This is a genomic window from Nocardioides okcheonensis, assembly GCF_020991065.1.
Classification (GTDB): domain Bacteria; phylum Actinomycetota; class Actinomycetes; order Propionibacteriales; family Nocardioidaceae; genus Nocardioides; species Nocardioides okcheonensis.
Genome location: NZ_CP087710.1, coordinates 4,034,453 through 4,052,708, shown reverse-complemented (window position 1 = coordinate 4,052,708; position 18,256 = coordinate 4,034,453). Strand labels below are relative to the sequence as shown.

Below are 18,256 nucleotides of genomic sequence, written 5' to 3'. Positions count from 1 at the left end.
GCACGGCCCTCACGGCCTGAGGGCCAGCAGGGCGTGGAGCGCCGCGACGCACTCCGCGACCAGCACGGACACCGGGACCGGGCGTTCGCCGGTCGGCACTGCCGACCAGGTGAGCGCCCGGTCCTCCGTGTAGGCCCACCAGGCGCGGACGACGTCGCGCTGCCGCTCGGGGACGCCGAGCGCCGCGACGACCCGCTCGGTGCTGACGTCGCGCACCGACTCCATCACCTCGCCCACCCGCGGGTCGGCGACGGCGTGGCCGTGCACCAGCGCGAGGTAGAACCCGCGCCGCCGCTCGATCTGCTCGACCATCCGCCGGGTCGTCGCCACCACCTGCTCCTCGGGCGGGAGCGTCGGGTCGGGCGCCGTGTTGCGCAGCATCCGACGACCGGCCGCGGCGATGCACGCGAGGTAGAAGTCCGTCTTGGTCGGGAAGTAGTGGAACAGCAGCCCGCGGGAGATGCCGGCCTCCGCCGCGACGTCGTCGAGCGAGAGGTCCTGGATCGGCTTCTCGACGATCATCGCCAGGCCGATGCCGACAAGCTGGCGGCGGCGGTCCTGCGCCGAGAGCCGGCGACGGACGGGGACCGCGGGCTCGGCATCGACGTCGGACACACTGTTGAGCATTGCTCAACAGTGTGCCAAGGTCAATGACATGGACTTCTCGCTCTCCCCCCGCGCCGCCGACCTCCGCGACCGCGTGCGCACGTTCGTGACCGACGAGGTCGAGCCGGTCGAGGCCGAGGTGCACGCCCGCACCACCCGGCTGCGCGAGTCCGGCGGCGACCACTGGACCCCCGACCCGGTGATCGCCGAGCTCCAGGCGAAGGCGCGCGCGCAGGGACTGTGGAACCTGTTCCTCCCCGCCGAGCACGCCGGGCGCTACGCCGCCCACTTCGGCACCGACGGCGGCGCGGGGCTCAGCAACGTCGACTACGCCCCGGTCGCCGAGGCGATGGGGCGCTCCTTCCTCGCTCCCCTGGTCTTCAACTCCAACGCCCCCGACACGGGCAACATGGAGGTGCTGCTCCGTTACGGCACCGAGGAGCAGAAGGCGCAGTGGCTCGAGCCGCTGCTGCGCGCTGAGATCCGCAGCGCGTTCTGCATGACCGAGCCGGACGTGGCCTCCTCCGACGCGACCAACATGGCCGCGACCGCCCACCTCGACGGCGACGAGGTCGTCATCAACGGTCGCAAGTGGTGGTCGACGGGCGTCGGCAACCCCGACTGCAAGGTGCTGGTCTTCATGGGGCTCTCCGACCCCGACGCCGACCGGCACTCGCGGCACACGATGGTGCTCGTCCCCCGCGACGCCCCGGGCGTGACGGTCGAGCGGATGCTCACCACGATGGGCTACTACGACGAGCCGCTCGGCCACGGCGAGGTGTCCTTCGACGACGTGCGCGTGCCGGCGTCCCACATCCTGCTCGGCCCCGGTCGGGCGTTCGAGATCGCCCAGGGCCGGCTCGGCCCCGGCCGCGTCCACCACTGCATGCGCGCCATCGGTCTCGCCGAGCGCGCGCTCGAGCTGGCGTGCGCCCGCGCGGTGTCGCGCACCGCGTTCGGCAAGCCGATCGCCAACCTCGGCGGCAACCGCGAGCGGATCGCCGACGCCCGGATCGCGATCAACCGCTCGCGCCTGCTGGTCATGCACGCCGCGTGGCTGCTCGACCAGGGCATGAGCCGGGAGGCGTACTCCGCCGTGAGCGAGATCAAGGTCGAGGTGCCGAACATGGCGCTCGACGTCATCGACACCGCGATCCAGCTGCACGGCGGCGCCGGCGTCTCCGACGACTTCCCGCTCGCCAACGCGTGGGTCGGCGCGCGCACGCTGCGCCTGGCCGACGGGCCGGACGAGGTGCACCGCAACGTGGTCGCCAAGATCGAGCTCGGGAAGCACACCTCGTGAGCCGCCGGGTCCTGGTCACCGGGGCGGCCTCCGGCCTCGGCGCGGCGCTGACCGCGGCGTTCCGCGACCGCGGCGACGAGGTGCTCGCGACCGACCGCGTCGCCGGCGACGGCGTCGACCTCCGCCTCGACATCACGTCCGACGACGACTGGCAGGCGGCGGTCGCCGCGGTGCGCGAGCGCTGGGGCGGCCTCGACGTGCTGGTCAACAACGCCGGCGTGGCCGGCGGCGGGCGGGTCGACGTCTGCACGCTCGACGAGTGGCAGTGGATCACCGACATCAACCTGTTCGGCGCCGTGCGCGGCACGCGCGCCTTCGTGCCGCTGCTCAAGGAGCAGGGCTCCGGCCACCTGGTCAACGTCGCCTCCCTCGCCGGGCTCGTGCACCCGGCCGGGATGGCGTCCTACAACGCCGTCAAGGCGGCGGTGGTCGCCTTCACCGAGACCTGCGGCCACGAGCTCGCGGGCTGGGGCATCCGCGCCAGCGTGGTGTGCCCGTCGTACTTCCGGACCAACCTGATGGACTCGATGCAGGGCTCGGACGCGCTCGTCGGCCAGGTCGTCGGCGGGCTGGTCGAGCGGTCCCGGGTCACCGCCGAGGAGGTCGCGGCGTCCGTGCTCGCCGGGATCGAGGCCGGGGACGCCGTCATCGTGCCCGACGAGGCCGCGCGCCAGGCGTTCCGCCTCAAGTGGGCCGACCGCCCCGGCTACGACGCGGTGATGCGCGACCAGGCCGCCAAGCTGGAGGCCCTCGGGGGCGAGCGGTGACCGCCGTCCCGGGCGCGCGCGAGGTGCGCGAGGAGGACGCCTTCGACGTGGCGCGCGTCGCCGCGTGGCTGCGTACCCACGCCGACGACGCCACCGGCCTCGAGGGCGACCCCGAGGTCCGCCAGTTCACCGGCGGCGCCTCCAACCTGACCTACCTGCTGCGCTATCCGTCCGGGCGCGACCTCATCGTGCGCCGCGCCCCGCGCGGCACCAAGGCCCGCGGCGCGCACGACATGCACCGCGAGCACCTCATCCAGTCCCGGCTGGCGCCGGTCTTCGACTACGTCGCGCCGATGGTCGCGTTCTGCGAGGACCCCGACGTGATGGGGGCGGACTTCTACGCGATGGACCGCGTCGAGGGCGTGATCCCGCGCAGCGAGTGGCCCGACGACGTCCCGCTCACGCCCGAGCAGGCCCGCGCGCTGTGCCTGCACGCCGTCGACGTGCTGGCCGAGCTGCACGGCATCGACCCGGACGCGGCCGGCCTCGCCGACCTCGGCAGGGGGGACGGCTACGTCCGCCGCCAGGTCGAGGGCTGGTCGCGGCGCTACCGCGACGCCCGCACCGAGGACGTGCCCGACCTCGAGCAGGTGATGGCGTGGCTCGACGCGCACCAGCCCGACGACGTCGCGACCTGCGTGATCCACAACGACTTCAAGCTCGACAACCTGGTGCTCGACCCCGACGACGTGACCCGCGTCGTCGGCGTCCTCGACTGGGAGATGGCCACCCTCGGCGACCCGCTGATGGACCTCGCCGGGTCGATGGCCTACTGGGTGCAGGCCGACGACCCGGAGGACTTCCAGATGGTCCGCCGGGTGCCGACCCACCTGCCGGGGATGCTCACCCGCGACGAGCTCGTCGCGGCCTACGCCGAGCGCACCGGCCGGTCGGTCACCCCCGAGCAGTGGCGCTTCTACGAGGTGTTCGGCCTCTTCCGGCTCGCGGTGATCGCCCAGCAGATCTACTACCGGTTCTTCCACGGCCAGACGACGAACGAGATGTACGCGCTCTTCGGCCCGGCCGTCCGGATCGTCGGTCGCCGGCTCGACGGGCTGGTCGGGTGAGCAGCATCCTGCTGGTCCGGCACGGCCAGGCGTCCTTCGGCGCGGCCGACTACGACCAGCTGTCCGACACCGGGCACGAGCAGTCCCGCGTGCTCGGTCGCGCGCTCGCCGCCCGAGGCGTCTCCCCCGACCTGGTCGTGACCGGACGGATGCGCCGCCACGCCCAGACCGCCGACGGCGTCCTCGCGGGAGCCAGCTGGGACGCGGGCGTCGACGTCGACGCCGGGTGGGACGAGTTCGACCACCTGCAGGTGCTCGCCGTCCACGACCGGCCGTCGTCGGCGGAGGGCGAGTCCGAGAAGGCTGCCTTCCAGCGCTGGTTCGAGGAGGCCACGCTGCGGTGGACCTCCGGCGACCACGACGACGCCTACGACGAGTCCTTCGGGGCCTTCACCTCCCGCGTCTCGGCAGCGCTCACCGGGCTCGCCGAGCGGCTCGGCCGGAGGGGGACGGCCGTCGTGCTCACCAGCGGTGGACCGGTCGCCTGGGCGTGCGCGTCGCTGCTCGCCGACGACGCCGACGCCCGCACCGCCCTGTGGCTGCGGCTCAACCCGGTCTCGGTCAACACCGGCACGTCCACCGTCGTGCGCGGCTCCCGCGGGACCACCCTCGTGTCCTTCAACGCCCACGACCACCTCTCCCCCGACCTCGTGACCTACCGCTAGGAACACCCCATGTCGACGACCCTGATCACCGGCGCCAGCAGCGGCCTCGGCGCGGAGATGGCGCGCCAGCTCGCCGCCCGCGGCCACGACCTCGCGCTCTGCGCCCGCCGCACCGACCGCCTCGAGGAGCTCTGCGCCGAGATCCTCGGCGCCCACCCCGACGTGCGCGTCGCCGTGCGCGCGCTCGACGTCACCGACCACGACGCGGTGTTCCGGGTCTTCGACGAGTTCCGCGACGAGCTCGGCGGCCTCGACCGGGTCGTCGTCAACGCCGGCCTCGGCAAGGGCCAGCCGCTCGGCACGGGCCGCTTCGACGCCAACCGGCAGACGGCCGAGACCAACGTGATCGGGGCGCTCGCGCAGACCGAGGCCGCAGCGGCGATCTTCCGCGCCCAGGGGCACGGGCACCTGGTGATGGTGTCGTCGTTCTCCGCGCTGCGTGGCATGCCGCGCAACATCACGACGTACGCCGCCACCAAGGCCGCTGTCGCGCACCTCGCGGAGGGCTTCCGCGCCGACGTGCACGGCACGCCGATCAAGGTGACGGTGCTCTACCCCGGCTACATCGAGTCCGAGATGTCCGGGACGTCGGCCCGTACGCCGCTCATGGTGTCGACCGAGAAGGGCGTGCGGTCAATGGTCGAGGCGATCGAGAAGCAGAAGGCGTCGGCCGTCGTCCCGGCCTGGCCGTGGGTGCCGCTCGGGTTCGTGGTCAAGCGGCTGCCGGTGGGCCTGCTGCGCCGGATGGCCTGAGGCCGGACCTCAGCCCCGGCGCACCAGTCCGGCTGCGGCCGCGGTGATCCACGCGGCGACCGACAGGCACAGCAGCGCGCTGCCGATCGAGAGCCAGCGCCACCCGCCGTCCATGTCGGCGGCCACGGACGCCGAGCTGAGGCCGGACAGCAGCATCGCGGCCGCCAGCACCTTCGCCATCGTGGCGGTCATGCCGCCTCGCGGGTTCACCCTGCTCCAGTCCCAGCTCACGGGCGCGACTCTCGCACACGGGAGCCTGCGACGGGTCGTACTCGCCGGGAACTCGCGTGCCCTGCCGGCGCGGACGGGCTACGTTCCGGACATGGCTCCCACCGACGACGCCGTCAGCCGGGCACTGCGCCCCGTCGACCTCGAGGGCGGTGTGGTCACCCGCCCGGCGTCGGCCTGGACGCCGACGGTGCACGCGTTCCTCCGGCACCTGCGCGGCCGGGGCGTCACCTGCGTGCCCGAGCCGCTGGGGATCTCCGGCGACGTCGAGACGCTGCGCGAGATCGAGGGCGAGTCGGGCGGCGACGGGTGGCGGCACCAGCACTCGGAGGCCGGGCTGCGGTCGGCGGCACGGCTGCTGCGGACGATCCACGACGCGTCGGCGGGCTGGGAGCCGCCAGCGGGCGCGGTCTTCGGCGCACCCCACGTCGACCCGGGGACCGAGCCGACGGTCTGGTGCCACGGCGACGTCGGGCCGTGGAACATGGTGTGGCGCGACGGCGAGGCCGTCGGCCTGATCGACTGGGACTTCCTGCACCGCGGGCCGCGCCTCGACGACGTGGCGTACGCGCTGCAGTGGTTCACGCCGACCCGCGACGACGAGATGGCCCTGACCTGGCACCACTTCCCGTCGGTCCCCGACCGCGCCGACCGGGTCCGCGTCTTCCTCGACGCCTACGGTGACGGCCTGCCCGCCTTCGACGTCGCGGAGACGGTCGCGACCCGGATGGAGGCGACGATGGCGCTGGAGCTCTCGCTGGCCGAGGCCGGCGTCGAGCCGCAGCGCACCTGGGTCGCGGACGGGAGCCAGGAGTGGGCGGCCGGTGAGGTCCGGTGGGTGCGCGAGAACGCCCACCTGCTCCGCCCGTGAGCGGCCCGGTAGCGTGACGCGCGTGCGCATCGTGCTCGTGGGCGACAGCCATCTGGCACGGGTCCGCCGCGACCTCTCGGTGCTGGGCCCCGACGTCCGGAACGCAGCGGTGGGTGGCGCGTCCGTCCGGCACCTCCCCGGCCAGGCGGCCTCAGCCGGTCTCACCGCCGACGACGTGGTCGTCGTCTCGGTCGGCACCAACGACGCCGCGCCGTGGAAGCAGGTCCCGCTGACGTCGTTCGTGGGCGCCCTCGACGACTTCACGCGGTCCGTGCCCTGTCGACGGATCGTGTACGTCGCGCCCCCGGGTGTCGACGAGGCGCGCCTGACCGGGACGCATGACCGGACGAACGCCGTCATCGATGCGTACCGGGACGCCGCCCTGGCCGTCCTCCGCGATGTCGCCGCGCAGGTCGTGCACGCGGAGCGGCTCATCGAGCCCCTCGGCGCGCGTGCGTTCGTCGACGACGGACTGCACCTCAGCGGAGCGGGCTACCGGGTCGTGCTGCCCGCGATCGCCGAGCTCGCCCGCCCGACGGCGTGAGGTGAGGGACCGCGAGCGTCGTGGCTCGCGGTCGCGCTCCACGCGAGCCCCCCGTTCGGTCACACGTGTCCGACTTGATGCCCTCCGTCCAGCAGTTCTAGGGCCAGATCTCGGACACGTGTGCGACGCTCGCCCACCGTTGCCGCACGTGCGGCGGTTCTCGCCCTCGAAGTTGCGGCGGATTCAGCCGGTGGTCGCAACACCAGGCGGTTCGGACTCTCCGGACAGTAGCGCGTCGAGGGTTTCGGCAGGAGTGCGCCACTTCAGGGTCTTGCGTGGTCGGCGGTTCAGTTGAGCGGCGATGTTGTCGAGCATCCCGGGGCCGTAGAAACTCAGGTCGGCGCCCTTGGGCAGGTACTGACGCAGGAGCCCGTTGGTGTTCTCGTTGCTGCCTCGCTGCCAGGGCGAGTGTGGGTCGCAGAAGTAGATGTCGAGTCCGGTCGCCTCGGCGATCTGGACGTGGTTGGCCATCTCGCTGCCCTGGTCCCAGGTCAGCGAGACTCGCAGCTGCTCAGGCAGCGTCGCCATCTTCGCGACCATCGCTTCCTGCACGATGTCGGCGCTGTGGCCGCCAGGCAGGTGGAGCAGCATCACGAACCGGGTTGTCCGTTCGACCAGCGTGCCCACCGCCGACCCCGACTGGGCCGAGCCGAGGATCAGGTCGCCTTCCCAGTGCCCGGGCACAGCGCGGTCCTCGACCTCGGCGGGGCGTTCGCTGATCATCACCATCTCGGCGAACCGTTCGCGCCGCTGGTCACTCTTGCGGTGGGGCTTGCGTACGGTCCTGCCGGTGCGCAGGTGCTTGGCCAGCTCGCGCTTGAGCGCACCGCGGCTCTGGACGTAGAGCGACTGGTAGATCGTCTCGTGCGACACCCACATCTCCGGATCGTCGGGGAAGTCCTCGCGCAGTCGTCGGGCGATCTGCTCGGGACTGTGGTCATCGACCAGTCTGGACTGCACCTCGTCGCGCAGCCGGTCGTTGGTCGCCAGCCGCGCCTGTTTCGGGCGCAGAGCCTGGCGATCGGCATCGGCCTGTGCCGTCGATGCCCGGTACTCCAGCCGACGTCGGGCGGGGCGTTTGCCATGGTGCTGGACGCGTCGCAGCTCGCGACTGATCGTCGAGGGCGAGCGATCGAGCTCTCGCACTCCTGCACCGAGCACGCGTAGCAGCGCGATCTCCTCGCGCTCGGCGAACGACAAGCTCCTCGAGCGACGACCCGAGCCGATCGGGGGCATCACGCCGCCACGCTCGTTGAACCACCTGTTGCCCGTCCTGCGCGTCACATTCACAGCCACCGCAGCATCTTCGTGCGACGAACCTCGACGAATCTCAGCCCAGAACCGGGCAACCGTCTCGGCCGGCGGCCTCGGCCGCCCTCCACGTGCCTGCATACCAACACCTCGATGATCAGGTGTTGCGATCACCCACTGAACCCAAGTGCCGATGCAGGGCCACATCCGCCGCACATGCGCTGAAGGGGGCTGCTCGCCCTGGGACGGCACAGCGGTCGGCCACTCTGCCAACGACCGCACTCACCTCGGCAGATCCGGTCGAGCTGATCGCGGCAGATCCGGGCGAGCGTAGCCGCCCTCAACGCGGCATGTGCGGACGTTCCCTGGCAGGCTGCGGACCTATGGCGAAGCGATGGTTCAAGTGGCGTTGGGACGAGTCCCGGGGTGACGAGAACGACCATCGGGGCTCATCGACGTGGCTGTTCGAGGTCGACGGGGACTCCTGGCCGCTGCGCCAGATCGAGATCTATGACACTGGCCCTACCCTCCGCTACGGCCCCGACCACGACGAGGATGAGTACGGCGGCCTCGGTCAGGCGCGCTTGGACGAGTCTGAGAACTGGCCTCAGCGCGAGATCACGGCTGCGGAGTTCGAGGCGGCGTGGACCGACGTCCAGTAGATGGCCTCATCTCGTCATGAGCGCTTGTTGCTCGATCACACCGTTCCTCACGTCCGCATGGTGAAGCTGACCTGGTTGTCGGCGTGGATGGTCTTGGCGTAGCGCGGGTCGTGGGCCAGGCGGTGGTGGCGCGGGCACAGCAACCGCCCGTTCGCCAGATCGGTCGCGCCACCGTTGGACCACGGATCGTCGTGGTGGGCATGACACCCCGACGCGGTCGTCTCACACCCCTTCGCGGTGCACCCGCCGTCCCGCAACCCCAGCGCGATCCGCTGCGCCTTGCTGAAGAGCCGCCGCGACCGTCCCAGGTCCAGCACCTGCCCGTCACCGCCGAGCACCACCGGGACGATCCCGGCCTCGCACGCCAGCCGGCGGGCCTGGGCCGCCGACATCCGCGTGCCGTCGTCCAGCAGCGCGACCGCGTGCTCACCCAGCAGCTGCTCCAGCGTCATCGTGATGACGACGGTGGCGTTGACGCCCGCGGTCTGCGGGGCCGCGTCCAGCGGGTACCGCTCGACGTACTCCACGAACGCCTCACCCATCCGCCGCCGCGACGGCTTCCACACACCGTTCTCGTCGCGCAGGTCCCCCTCGGTGTGGTGGCGGGCCGGGTTCGCCAACGCCTGCAGGATCCGCCGCAGAATCGCACCCACGTGCGAGGGGACCGTGAACCGGCCGTGGCAGCGGCCCTCACCGTCGTCCGACATCGAGAACGACACCGACTCCGCCGCCCGGCGCTCCTCCTCGGCCAGCGCGTCGGCCTCGGCCGACTCCCCCACCTCGGGTGCCACCACGTCCAGGATCCGCTTCCCGATCTGCCGCAACGCCCTCGCATCATGCAGCCGCGCGTAGGCCAGCAGCCTCGCCTCGGCCTCCTCCCGCACGGCGACGTCGACACGGTCCGGCAGCGCATCCACCGCCTCGACGATCGCCCGCGCCTGCTCCGAGCGCAGGTCACCACAGTGCAGCGCTGCGGCCACGTCCGGATGCCGCTCGAGCCCACGCCCCAGCGCCAGGTCGCGGCGTACCTCACGCCGCGTGGACCGCGTCTCGGCCGCGACCCACGGAACCGCGTCCCGAGAACCCTCCACCGTCCCGACGTCGTCCGAGGCCGCCAGCACCCGCGAGAGCAGCCCGTCCAGCTGCGACCGCGCCGCCACCAGCTCCACCAGCGCCGCCCGCTTCTCCCCCACCGACATGAACACCGGCTCCACCGGCGCCACACCCTTCAACGACGCACGCAGGTCCACGGCGCACTCCACGATCGGATGCAGCTGCTCCACCGGATCCACCAGGGCCATCCAGAGCCACCTCCTCGCACGCACGTCACTGACAACCGCCCGGGTCCGGGGCGGAGCGGTGAGGCATGGGGTGGCATCGAAGGCCTGGCGTCACCTGTGAGCCCTACGGCATCCCGTGAGCACCACCACGGGTTCTATGGGTGACTGACCCGGTCCCGGGCCCTCCGTCACCTCAGACGAGAGAACCGTTCCGGACCGGCGTGCTACGCACGATCGTACACCTGTTCGAATGCGTGAGCAAGGGGTACCGACACCCGTGGAGGATCTGCTGTCCATGGTCGAGGGGTCTCGTGCCGGGACCTCGTCACTCCTCGAACAGAGTGCCAGCATGGCGAACGGCCGCCCCGGACAACCCGGAGCGGCCGTTCGACGGAGGGCTCAGTAGTCCTCGCGCGCGTCGGGGTCCGGACCCCGCGTGATGTGCATGGCGGCCTCCTCGGCGGAGGCTCCAGCACCGTCGATGCCGACGTCCATGGCGAGCTCCTGCTTGTCGGTGTCCTCCCCCAGCCCCTCGTCGGGCTGGACCAGGCGACCGGCACGGGCGTCTGCCTCGTCGAGCCCGAGCTTCTCGTCGAGGGCGTTCTCGTCCTCGTGGTCGGAGTCGTCGTCCTCCTCGGCGTAGGGGTCGACGTCGGGCTCCTCCTCGGCCAGCTTCTCGTCGAGCGACTCCCCGCGCAGGCGCTCGGCCTCGGTCGGGTAGTCGTCGTAGCCCTTCGGGGCGCGGTCCGGCGGGGAGTACCCGCGGTCCAGCACGTCCTCCAGGTCGCCGTCCGCGAGGGTGTCCTCGGGCTGCAGCTGGTCCTCGTCGTCGACGGACATGTCGAGGTAGTTCTCGCGATCCTCACTCATGCCACGAGCATGTCCAACCGCGCAGAGCCGGACAAGGCCCACCAGGGTGAAGTGGTCTCGACGCTTCGACCACCGAGCAGACGCGGGGTCAGCCGAGCTCGCGCTCCAGCGCGTCGGTGAGCAGCGCGACCAGGGCCTCGGTCTGGATGTTGGCCGAGGACGAGACCTCCTCGTCGGAGCCGTCGAGCGCCCGGGCGGCGAGGCCGGCCTTGGAGTCGATCAGCTCGGCGATGCGGGTGTCGATGGTCTGCGCCGCGATGATCCGCCACGCCGTCACGGGGTCGCTCTGGCCGATGCGGTGGACCCGGTCGATGGCCTGGGTCTGCTCGGCGTCGGTCCAGGAGAGCTCGGAGAGCACCACGTTGGAGGCGACCTGGAGGTTCACGCCGACGCCGGCCGCGGCCAGCGAGCAGACGATGACCTGGACGCTGGGGTCGTTGACGAAGGCCTCGATGGCCTTCTCGCGCGCCTTCGGCGTCTGGTCGCCACGGATCGAGGTGTGCTTGAGCCCGCGGCGGGTGAAGGTGTCCTCGGCGATGTCCATGACGTCGACGTGGCGGGCGAAGAAGACCACCTTGCCGACGTTGCGGGCCAGCTGGGCGGCGTAGTCGGCGGCGAGCCCGGCCTTGGCGCGGCCGATCCGGCGGAACATCGAGAACACGTTCTCGCCGCCGGTGCCCTGGTCCATCTCCTCGCGCTCCCACGTCGCGACGCGGCGCACCAGCTCGTGGTCGATGCCCTCGACCACCGAGCCCGTGCGGCGGGTCTCCAGCGCGGCCCTGTAGCGCTGGACGAGGCGGCGGGCGAGGTCCTCCTCGGCGGCGCGGATCGAGCGGGTGTCCTCGTCGTCGAGCTCGACCGGGATGTCGGCGATCCGGCGGGCCGGGATGTCCTCGGCGACGTCGACCTTGCGGCGGCGGACGATGCCCATGTCGATGACGGCCTTGCGGGCGGCGGGGTAGAACGCGTGGTCGGCCGGCGTCAGCTCGGTCTCCTCGAGCGACTCCATCAGCCGTGCCATCGGCTTGGTCCCGTCGATCCAGCCGAGGAACTCCCAGATCGCCCGGAAGTCCTCGATGTCGTTGATCAGCGGGGTGCCGGTCAGCGCCATCAGCAGCGGGCGGGCGGTGCGCGCGCGCAGCCGGTCGGAGAGCTCGAGCACGTGCCGCGAGCGCTGCGACGTCTTGTTCTTGATGAAGTGGGCCTCGTCGACGACCATCCCGCGGAAGCCGAACTGGCCGAGCCAGCCGACGTGCCGGTCGAGGATCTCGTAGTTGACGACGATGACGTCGGCGAACGCGTCGACCCGGTCGCCGTCGCCGTGGATCACGGTGGCGCGACGGCGCGGGGTCCAGCGCTCGGTCTCGCGGGCCCAGTTGGTCTTGACGACGTTGGGGCAGACCACGAGCAGCGGGTACGCGTCGGCGGCCTGCGCGGCGAGCAGCGCCTGCGCGGTCTTGCCGAGGCCCGGCTCGTCGGCCAGCAGGAAGGTGCGGTGGCCCTCGGCGGCCGAGGCGATCATCCGGGCCTGGTGGGGCATCAGCTCGAGCTTGCCGGGGGCGCTCAGCGAGGTGGGCTCGGGGAGGTCCATGCACGACGAGGACCCGCCGAGCTCGAACGAGCGGAACAGCGGCCCGAGCAGCTCCCACGTCGAGAGCCGGCCGTGGACGCTGCGCTTCTCCCGGCCGATCCCGAAGTCGGGGACGAGGAAGGGGTTCGCGAGCTGGTGCTGCACGACCGAGCGCGGGACCACGCGCCGCTCGCCGAGGCCGGGGCCGGCCTCGTCGTCGGGCTTGGGCTCCTCCACGACCGGCTCGATGCCGGCCCGGTGGAGCATCTCCAGGCGCAGGTCGCGCGCGCTGTCGGTGACCACCGCCTCCTCCGAGAGCAGCCCGAACAGGGAGGGGTCGCGGGTCGCGGTCTTGGCCAGGATCGTGGCGATCCCGTCGAGCCGCTTGAGCTCGTCGGCCTTCTGCGCGTCGGTGAGGTCCGAGGAGCCCTTGACGTCGCCGCGGTGCTCGCGCACCAGCAGCGCGACGACCTGGAACCGGACCCGCTGGCCGGGGGCGAGCGGGCCCCGCTGCACGGCCGACTCGAGCTCGCGCACGGCGCGGGCGAGCACGGGCACGATGCCCTCGTTGTCCTTGTGGCGGGCGTGCGCAGGGGTGCGTCGTCCGCCGCGTGAGCGCTGGCGCTGGGCCAAGGTGTCCTCCCGGACTGGGTACGCGTCGCGGAGCAGGCGAGCCACGGACGGCGCTGACCTGCACACCACGGCGTGGAGGTTGGAGCGAGTGCGTCGCAGACGGGCCGGTGGATCCGGGGTGATCAGTGCGGCACGGCGCGGGACGCTGCCTCCACTGTATCCCCCGCCGGTCGCGCACCGACAACTCTTGGCCACATCGGCGCGGCCGATGTGGGAGCGTGTCCCCATGGAGGGCAGTCCCGGGACCACCACCCGCCGCGGCCGGCCGGGACACGACCAGCAGGCCGTGCTCCGCACGGCGGTCGAGCTGTTCAACCGGCAGGGCTACGACGCGACCAGCGTGGGCGACGTCGCGCGCGAGCTCGGGCTGACCAAGTCGGCGATCTACCACCACGTGCCCAGCAAGGAGCACCTGCTGCGCACCGCGATCGACGAGGCCCTCGACGCGCTCGTCGGCGCCCTCGACGACATCGCGGCGACCGACGATCTCGACGCCGGCGCCCGCCTGCGCATCGCCGTGCGCCGCAGCGTGACGGTGCTGGTCGAGCACCTGCCGGCCGTCACCCTGCTGCTGCGGGTGCACGGCAACACCCCCGTGCAGAAGGCCGCCCTCGCCCGGCGCCGCACCATCGACGAGCGGCTCGCCGACATGGTCCGCGCCGCGGTCGCGGAGGGCGCCGTGCGCGACGACCTCGACCCCCTGCTGATCAGCCGGCTGCTGTTCGGCACGGTCAACTCGCTGACCGAGTGGGTGCACGGCGGTGCGGACGAGGTGGGCGCCGAGGCGCTCGCCGACGCGATCACCACCCTCGCCTTCGACGGCCTCAGCCGTCGGCCGGCCGATCCGGCTCGATAGGCCTGCCGAGCGACCGGCTGCGCCCGCGGAACTCGGCCACGACCTCGCCGGCCTCGGGGTCGTCCGCCCGCACGGTCACGTCGTAGAGCCCCGAGCGGCCGCGCAGGAACACCTCGCGCGCCTCGGCGTGCAGCGTCTGGCCCAGCCGGCTCGGGGCCAGCAGGTCGATGGTGAACGACGCGGCGACCGTCACCGTGCCGTGGGAGTTGCAGGCCAGCCCGAACGCCGAGTCGGCCAGGCTGGCGACCAGCCCGCCGTGGCAGATGTCGTAGCCGTTGACCATGTCGGGACGCACCACCATCGAGACGCGCGCGCGTCCGGGGCCGACGTCGTCGACGACCATGCCGAGGGCGGCGCTCGCGCGGTCGGCCGCCCACATGGTCAGCGCGGGCGAGGTCGGTCCGGTGTCCGTCACCCCGGCAGCCTAGGCGTCGAAGTCGACGGTGACGGCCTCGCTGACCGGGTAGGTCTGGCAGGTCAGCACGAACTGCTGCTCGACCTCCTCCGGCTCGAGGGCGTAGTTGCGGACCATCTCGACGTCGCCGTCGACCACCTTCGCGCGGCAGGTGCCGCACACCCCGCCCTTGCACGCGAACGGCAGGTCGCTGCGGACCGCCTGGGCGGAGTCGAGCACGGTCTGGTCGCGCGGGACGGCGTGGGTCGTCGTGCGGCCGTCGAGGACGACGGTGACGTCGCTGGTCACGCCCTCGACGACGCGGTCGGGGTGGCGCAGCTGCGGCGGCGGCTCGTCGACGAAGAACAGCTCGAAGTGGACCTTCTCCCGCGGGACGCCGAGCTCCTCGAGCACCGCGCGGGCGTCCTGCACCAGCCCGAGCGGCCCGCAGAGCCACACGTGGTCGACCGAGGCGAGCGGCACCTTGAGCGGCAGCAGCCGACGCAGCCGGTCGGCGTCGAGCCGGCCGGAGAAGAGCTCGACGTCGCGCGGCTCGCGCGACAGCACGTGGACGAGGTCGAAGCGGGGGCCGTGGAGGTTCTTCAGGTCGCCGAGCTCCTCGGCGAACATCACGGACGTCGTCTCGCGGTTGCCGTAGAGCAGGGTGACGGTGCTGTCGGGGTGGGCCAGGACCGACGCGGCGATGGAGAGCATCGGCGTGATGCCGGAGCCGGCCGCGATGCAGAGGTGCCGCCCGGGCTGGCTGGGGTCGGCGCGGAACCCGCCGGACGGCGCGGCCACCTCGACCGTCTCCCCGGGCGCGAGCTCGTCGAGCAGCCACGTCGAGAACAGCCCGCCCGGGATCGCCCGCACGCCGATGCGCGGCGCGGCGCCGGCGGGCGCGCAGATCGAGTACGTCCGGCGGTGCTCGACGCCGTCGACGGTGCGGCGCAGGGTCAGCGACTCCCCCGGCGCGAAGTCGAAGACCTCGCGCAGGTCGTCGGGCACGTCGAAGGTCACGGCGGCCGCGTCGTCGGTCAGCCGCTCGACGTCGCGCACCCGCAGCGCGTGGAAGGCCATGCTCAGATCTCCTTGAGGTGGTCGAACGGCTCGAGGCAGGTCGTGCAGCGGTACTGCGCCTTGCAGGCCGTCGACCCGAACTCCGAGACCAGCTCGGTCGCGGGCGAGTCGCACCGGGGGCAGCGCACCTGGCGCGCCGTGGGCAGCAGCGTGAGCGGGACGGGGCCGTCGGCGCGCGGCGCCGGGCCCGGGGGCGAGATGCCGGCGGCGGCGAGCGCCTCGCGCCCGGCCGGGGTGATCCAGTCGGTCGTCCAGGCGGGGTCGAGGCTGACCCGCACCTCGACCCGGTCGAACCCCGCCGACGACAGCTCACGCACCAGGTCGTCGCGCATCGCGGCCATCGCGGGGCACCCGGAGTAGGTCGGGGTGATGTCGACGACCACGTGCGCGTCGGCCACCACGTCGACGTCCCGCAGCACGCCGAGGTCGGCCAGCGTCAGCATCGGCAGCTCGGGGTCGGTGACCCGCCCGGCCACGGCGCGGGCGCGCTCGAGCGTGCGGGCCACGCTCACCACTGCCCCAGCGGGTGGGCCCGTGCGACCGACTGCATCTCGGCGAGCAGCCGGCTCAGCGGCTCGCCGTGCATCCCGTCACGACCGGTGCGTCCGAGCACCCCGGCGCGACGGGGCACCTGCGGGCGCTCGAGGCCGGACGCGTCGAGGACCTGGTCGAGCACCGCCTCGGCCGCGTCGCGGATCGTGCCCGGGTCGACGCCGACGCCGGCCTCGGCCGCCGCCGCCTCGACGGGGTGGGTGTCGAACAGCTCGGGCCACAGCGGCCACAGCTGCTCCAGCGCCGCGACCAGCCGGCGCCGCGACTCGTCGGTGCCGCCGGCGAGGGTGACGAACCAGCGCGCGGCGTAGTCGCGGTGGTAGGTGACCTCCTTGACCCCCTTGGCGGCGACCGCGGCGAGCACGTGGTCACGGCTCCCCCGGAGCTGCTCGAGGATCGCGAGCCGCCACACCGAGAAGAGCAGCACCCGGACGGTCGCCTCGGCGAAGTCGCCGTTGACGAGCTCGGCGAACCGCACGTTGCGGAGCTGGTGGGCGTCGCGGAAGAACGCGAGCGCGTCCTCGGGAGGGGTGGGCGCCCCGTCGGGCAGCGCCGGCAGGAGCGACTCGTCTGCCCGCGCGGCGCGGGCGAGCAGCAGCCGCGCCTGGCCGAGCAGGTCGAGCGCGATGTTGGACAGCGCGATGTCGTCCTCGAGGTCGGGCGCGTTGCTGGTCCACTCGGAGATCCGGTGCGACATCACGAGGGCGTCGTCGCCGAGCATCAGCGCGTAGGTCGCGAGCGTCGCGGCGTCGACCCCGTCGGGGATCGTCGTGTCGACCCCGGCCAGCGGGTCCTCGAAGTCGGTGCCGAAGGCCCAGTGGGCGTCGTTGACGAGCAGCCCGGCGTAGGCGCTGTCGTGCTCGTCCTCGGGCGGGGTGTCGATGTGGGAGTCCATGGGACCTCTTACATGTGGGGGACGTCGGCGGCGATCTCGTAGAACGTCGGGTGGCGGTAGACCTTGTCGCCGCTGGGGGCGAACATCGGGTCCTTCTCGTCGGGGCTCGACGCGGTGATCGCGTCGGCCCGGACCACCCAGATGCTGACGCCCTCGTTGCGGCGGGTGTAGACGTCGCGGGCGTGGAGGACGGCCATCCGGTCGTCGGCGGCGTGCAGGGAGCCGACGTGGACGTGGTTGAGGCCGCGCTTGCCCCGGACGAACACCTCGTAGAGCGGCCACTCGGGCTCGGGCGGGGTCACGCCCTCACCGGTCGGGACGCCCTGCAGCGGGACGGCGCCGTGGCCGCCCTCGGCGGACAGGTCGCTCATGCCGACACCTGCCCGGCGGCGCGCGAGCGGGCGGCGTACGCGGTCGCGGCCTCGCGCACCCAGGCGCCGTCCTCGTGGGCGCGGCGGCGGTGGGCCATCCGCTGCGCGTTGCACGGGCCGTTGCCCTTGACGCCCTCCATGAACTCCTCCCAGTCGGGCTGGCCGAAGTCGTGGTGGCCGCGCTCGGCGTTCCAGCGCAGCTCCGGGTCGGGCAGCGTGACACCGAGGGCCTCGGCCTGCGGCACGGACATGTCGACGAACTTCTGGCGCAGCTCGTCGTTGGTGTGGCGCTTGATGCCCCAGGCCATCGACTGCGCGGTGTTGGGCGAGGCGTCGTCGGGCGGGCCGAACATCATCAGCGCCGGCCACCAGAAGCGGTCGACCGACTCCTGCACCATCGCGCGCTGGGCGTCGGTGCCGCGCATCATCGTGGCGAGCAGCTCGTAGCCCTGGCGCTGGTGGAACGACTCCTCCTTGCAGACCCGGATCATCGCGCGGCCGTAGGGGCCGTAGGAGGTGCGGCACAGCGGGACCTGGTTGCAGATCGCGGCGCCGTCGACCAGCCAGCCGATGGTGCCGACGTCGGCGTAGGACAGCGTCGGGTAGTTGAAGATCGAGGAGTACTTCTGCTTGCCCGCGATCAGCAGCTCGGTGAGCTCGAGCCGCGAGACGCCGAGGGTCTCGGCCGCGGAGTAGAGGTAGAGCCCGTGCCCGGCCTCGTCCTGCACCTTGGCGAGCAGGATCGCCTTGCGGCGCAGGCTGGGTGCCCGGGTGATCCAGTTGCCCTCCGGCTGCATGCCGATGATCTCGCTGTGGGCGTGCTGGGCGATCTGGCGCACCAGCGTCTTCCGGTAGCCCTCGGGCATCCAGTCGCGCGGCTCGATCCGGTCGTTGCGCGCGACCGTGGCCTCGAAGTGGCTCTGCAGCTCGGACTCGGCGGGTCCGGGCGCGGTCTCGGTGAGGGTCATCGGTCCTCCGCGGTGGTGGTCTCCGAGGTCAGGATCTGGACATTTACTGACCGATCGGTCTGGTATTAGT

21 protein-coding genes are annotated in these 18,256 nt (G+C 72.5%); 9 read left to right on the top strand and 12 right to left on the bottom strand.

Going from position 1 to position 18,256, the window contains the following annotated elements; all coding sequences use genetic code 11:
* Positions 1-9: 9 nt before the first annotated feature.
* Positions 10-615, bottom strand: a complete 606-nt coding sequence (locus tag LN652_RS19700) for a TetR/AcrR family transcriptional regulator (protein ID WP_230442281.1) — start codon at positions 613-615, stop codon at positions 10-12.
* A 40-nt stretch (positions 616-655) separates the two neighbouring features.
* Here LN652_RS19700 and LN652_RS19695 point away from each other — a divergent pair, with 40 nt between their 5' ends.
* From LN652_RS19695 to LN652_RS19675, 5 genes are read left to right on the top strand one after another with little or no spacing between them, the layout of a single operon-like run.
* Positions 656-1,909, top strand: coding sequence for an acyl-CoA dehydrogenase family protein (locus tag LN652_RS19695; RefSeq protein ID WP_230442280.1), 1,254 nt, complete (start codon positions 656-658; stop codon positions 1,907-1,909).
* On the top strand, positions 1,906-2,676 hold the full coding sequence (locus tag LN652_RS19690; RefSeq protein ID WP_230442279.1) for an SDR family NAD(P)-dependent oxidoreductase: 771 nt from the start codon (positions 1,906-1,908) through the stop codon (positions 2,674-2,676). The genes LN652_RS19695 and LN652_RS19690 overlap by 4 nt, the downstream gene beginning before the upstream one ends.
* Positions 2,673-3,743 (top strand): phosphotransferase family protein, encoded by a 1,071-nt coding sequence (locus LN652_RS19685; RefSeq protein ID WP_230442278.1) that lies wholly within the window; start codon positions 2,673-2,675, stop codon positions 3,741-3,743. Before LN652_RS19690 ends, LN652_RS19685 begins: the two co-directional genes overlap by 4 nt.
* The gene (locus LN652_RS19680) at positions 3,740-4,408 is read left to right on the top strand and encodes a histidine phosphatase family protein (RefSeq protein ID WP_230442277.1); all 669 of its coding nucleotides are present in this window, start codon (positions 3,740-3,742) and stop codon (positions 4,406-4,408) included. The genes LN652_RS19685 and LN652_RS19680 overlap by 4 nt, the downstream gene beginning before the upstream one ends.
* 9 nt (positions 4,409-4,417) lie before the next feature.
* Positions 4,418-5,161 carry an SDR family oxidoreductase gene (locus tag LN652_RS19675; protein ID WP_230442276.1) on the top strand — a complete coding sequence of 248 codons (744 nt, stop codon included), beginning with the start codon at positions 4,418-4,420 and terminating at the stop codon, positions 5,159-5,161.
* A gap of 9 nt (positions 5,162-5,170) precedes the next feature.
* Here the strand turns inward: LN652_RS19675 and LN652_RS19670 are convergent, their stop codons facing one another.
* On the bottom strand, positions 5,171-5,392 hold the full coding sequence (locus tag LN652_RS19670) for a hypothetical protein (RefSeq protein WP_230442275.1): 222 nt from the start codon (positions 5,390-5,392) through the stop codon (positions 5,171-5,173).
* A 91-nt stretch (positions 5,393-5,483) separates the two neighbouring features.
* Here LN652_RS19670 and LN652_RS19665 point away from each other — a divergent pair, with 91 nt between their 5' ends.
* Both LN652_RS19665 and LN652_RS19660 read left to right on the top strand, forming a co-directional pair.
* The gene (locus LN652_RS19665) at positions 5,484-6,260 is read left to right on the top strand and encodes a phosphotransferase enzyme family protein (protein WP_230442274.1); all 777 of its coding nucleotides are present in this window, start codon (positions 5,484-5,486) and stop codon (positions 6,258-6,260) included.
* Between the two features lie 22 nt (positions 6,261-6,282).
* A complete protein-coding gene (locus LN652_RS19660) occupies positions 6,283-6,804 on the top strand; it encodes an SGNH/GDSL hydrolase family protein (protein ID WP_230442273.1) in 522 nt (173 codons plus the stop codon).
* A 183-nt stretch (positions 6,805-6,987) separates the two neighbouring features.
* Here LN652_RS19660 and LN652_RS19655 read toward each other — a convergent pair whose 3' ends face one another.
* Entirely contained in the window at positions 6,988-8,196 is a 1,209-nt protein-coding gene (locus LN652_RS19655) for an IS30 family transposase (RefSeq protein WP_230442272.1), read from the bottom strand.
* Between the two features lie 242 nt (positions 8,197-8,438).
* On the opposite strand from LN652_RS19655, the gene LN652_RS19650 reads away from it, so the two are divergent.
* Positions 8,439-8,717 carry a hypothetical protein gene (locus LN652_RS19650; protein ID WP_230442271.1) on the top strand — a complete coding sequence of 93 codons (279 nt, stop codon included), beginning with the start codon at positions 8,439-8,441 and terminating at the stop codon, positions 8,715-8,717.
* A 47-nt stretch (positions 8,718-8,764) separates the two neighbouring features.
* On the opposite strand, the gene LN652_RS19645 is transcribed toward LN652_RS19650, so the two are convergent.
* The 3 genes from LN652_RS19645 to LN652_RS19635 all read right to left on the bottom strand — a co-directional run bounded on the left by LN652_RS19645 (position 8,765) and on the right by LN652_RS19635 (position 13,070).
* A complete protein-coding gene (locus LN652_RS19645) occupies positions 8,765-10,018 on the bottom strand; it encodes an HNH endonuclease signature motif containing protein (RefSeq protein WP_230442270.1) in 1,254 nt (417 codons plus the stop codon).
* 378 nt (positions 10,019-10,396) lie between these two features.
* Positions 10,397-10,867: a DUF5709 domain-containing protein gene (locus LN652_RS19640; protein ID WP_230442269.1), complete on the bottom strand. Its 471-nt coding sequence runs from the start codon at positions 10,865-10,867 to the stop codon at positions 10,397-10,399.
* 88 nt (positions 10,868-10,955) lie between these two features.
* The gene (locus LN652_RS19635) at positions 10,956-13,070 is read right to left on the bottom strand and encodes a DEAD/DEAH box helicase (protein WP_230442268.1); all 2,115 of its coding nucleotides are present in this window, start codon (positions 13,068-13,070) and stop codon (positions 10,956-10,958) included.
* Positions 13,071-13,296: 226 nt separating this feature from the next.
* Here LN652_RS19635 and LN652_RS19630 point away from each other — a divergent pair, with 226 nt between their 5' ends.
* Positions 13,297-13,926 (top strand): TetR/AcrR family transcriptional regulator, encoded by a 630-nt coding sequence (locus tag LN652_RS19630; RefSeq protein WP_230442267.1) that lies wholly within the window; start codon positions 13,297-13,299, stop codon positions 13,924-13,926.
* Here the strand turns inward: LN652_RS19630 and paaI are convergent.
* Genes paaI through paaA form a run of 6 tightly spaced genes read right to left on the bottom strand, consistent with a single transcriptional unit; the run spans position 13,895 to position 18,186 of the window.
* Positions 13,895-14,341 (bottom strand): hydroxyphenylacetyl-CoA thioesterase PaaI, encoded by a 447-nt coding sequence (gene paaI, locus LN652_RS19625; RefSeq protein WP_230442266.1) that lies wholly within the window; start codon positions 14,339-14,341, stop codon positions 13,895-13,897. The genes LN652_RS19630 and paaI overlap by 32 nt on opposite strands.
* A 9-nt stretch (positions 14,342-14,350) precedes the next feature.
* Positions 14,351-15,400 carry a 1,2-phenylacetyl-CoA epoxidase subunit PaaE gene (gene paaE, locus LN652_RS19620; RefSeq protein ID WP_230442265.1) on the bottom strand — a complete coding sequence of 350 codons (1,050 nt, stop codon included), beginning with the start codon at positions 15,398-15,400 and terminating at the stop codon, positions 14,351-14,353.
* Between the two features lie 2 nt (positions 15,401-15,402).
* The gene (gene paaD, locus LN652_RS19615) at positions 15,403-15,906 is read right to left on the bottom strand and encodes a 1,2-phenylacetyl-CoA epoxidase subunit PaaD (protein ID WP_230442264.1); all 504 of its coding nucleotides are present in this window, start codon (positions 15,904-15,906) and stop codon (positions 15,403-15,405) included.
* A gap of 2 nt (positions 15,907-15,908) precedes the next feature.
* On the bottom strand, positions 15,909-16,847 hold the full coding sequence (paaC, locus tag LN652_RS19610) for a 1,2-phenylacetyl-CoA epoxidase subunit PaaC (RefSeq protein WP_230442263.1): 939 nt from the start codon (positions 16,845-16,847) through the stop codon (positions 15,909-15,911).
* 8 nt (positions 16,848-16,855) lie between these two features.
* Positions 16,856-17,218, bottom strand: coding sequence for a 1,2-phenylacetyl-CoA epoxidase subunit PaaB (gene paaB, locus LN652_RS19605; RefSeq protein WP_456238069.1), 363 nt, complete (start codon positions 17,216-17,218; stop codon positions 16,856-16,858).
* Positions 17,215-18,186 carry a 1,2-phenylacetyl-CoA epoxidase subunit PaaA gene (gene paaA, locus LN652_RS19600; RefSeq protein WP_230442262.1) on the bottom strand — a complete coding sequence of 324 codons (972 nt, stop codon included), beginning with the start codon at positions 18,184-18,186 and terminating at the stop codon, positions 17,215-17,217. The genes paaB and paaA overlap by 4 nt, the downstream gene beginning before the upstream one ends.
* Positions 18,187-18,256 lie beyond the last annotated feature (70 nt).

What these genes read in the sequence shown, in the direction of transcription:
- LN652_RS19630 (WP_230442267.1), top strand. Translation starts at nt 13,297, where the DNA reads ATGGAGGGCAGTCCCGGGACCACCACCCGCCGCGGCCGGCCGGGACAC.
- paaE (WP_230442265.1), bottom strand. Translation starts at nt 15,400, where the DNA reads ATGGCCTTCCACGCGCTGCGGGTGCGCGACGTCGAGCGGCTGACCGAC.
- paaA (WP_230442262.1), bottom strand. Translation starts at nt 18,186, where the DNA reads ATGACCCTCACCGAGACCGCGCCCGGACCCGCCGAGTCCGAGCTGCAG.
- LN652_RS19675 (WP_230442276.1), top strand. Translation starts at nt 4,418, where the DNA reads ATGTCGACGACCCTGATCACCGGCGCCAGCAGCGGCCTCGGCGCGGAG.
- LN652_RS19665 (WP_230442274.1), top strand. Translation starts at nt 5,484, where the DNA reads ATGGCTCCCACCGACGACGCCGTCAGCCGGGCACTGCGCCCCGTCGAC.
- LN652_RS19695 (WP_230442280.1), top strand. Translation starts at nt 656, where the DNA reads ATGGACTTCTCGCTCTCCCCCCGCGCCGCCGACCTCCGCGACCGCGTG.
- LN652_RS19640 (WP_230442269.1), bottom strand. Translation starts at nt 10,867, where the DNA reads ATGAGTGAGGATCGCGAGAACTACCTCGACATGTCCGTCGACGACGAG.
- LN652_RS19650 (WP_230442271.1), top strand. Translation starts at nt 8,439, where the DNA reads ATGGCGAAGCGATGGTTCAAGTGGCGTTGGGACGAGTCCCGGGGTGAC.
- paaB (WP_456238069.1), bottom strand. Translation starts at nt 17,218, where the DNA reads ATGAGCGACCTGTCCGCCGAGGGCGGCCACGGCGCCGTCCCGCTGCAG.
- LN652_RS19655 (WP_230442272.1), bottom strand. Translation starts at nt 8,196, where the DNA reads ATGCAGGCACGTGGAGGGCGGCCGAGGCCGCCGGCCGAGACGGTTGCC.
- LN652_RS19645 (WP_230442270.1), bottom strand. Translation starts at nt 10,018, where the DNA reads ATGGCCCTGGTGGATCCGGTGGAGCAGCTGCATCCGATCGTGGAGTGC.
- paaC (WP_230442263.1), bottom strand. Translation starts at nt 16,847, where the DNA reads ATGGACTCCCACATCGACACCCCGCCCGAGGACGAGCACGACAGCGCC.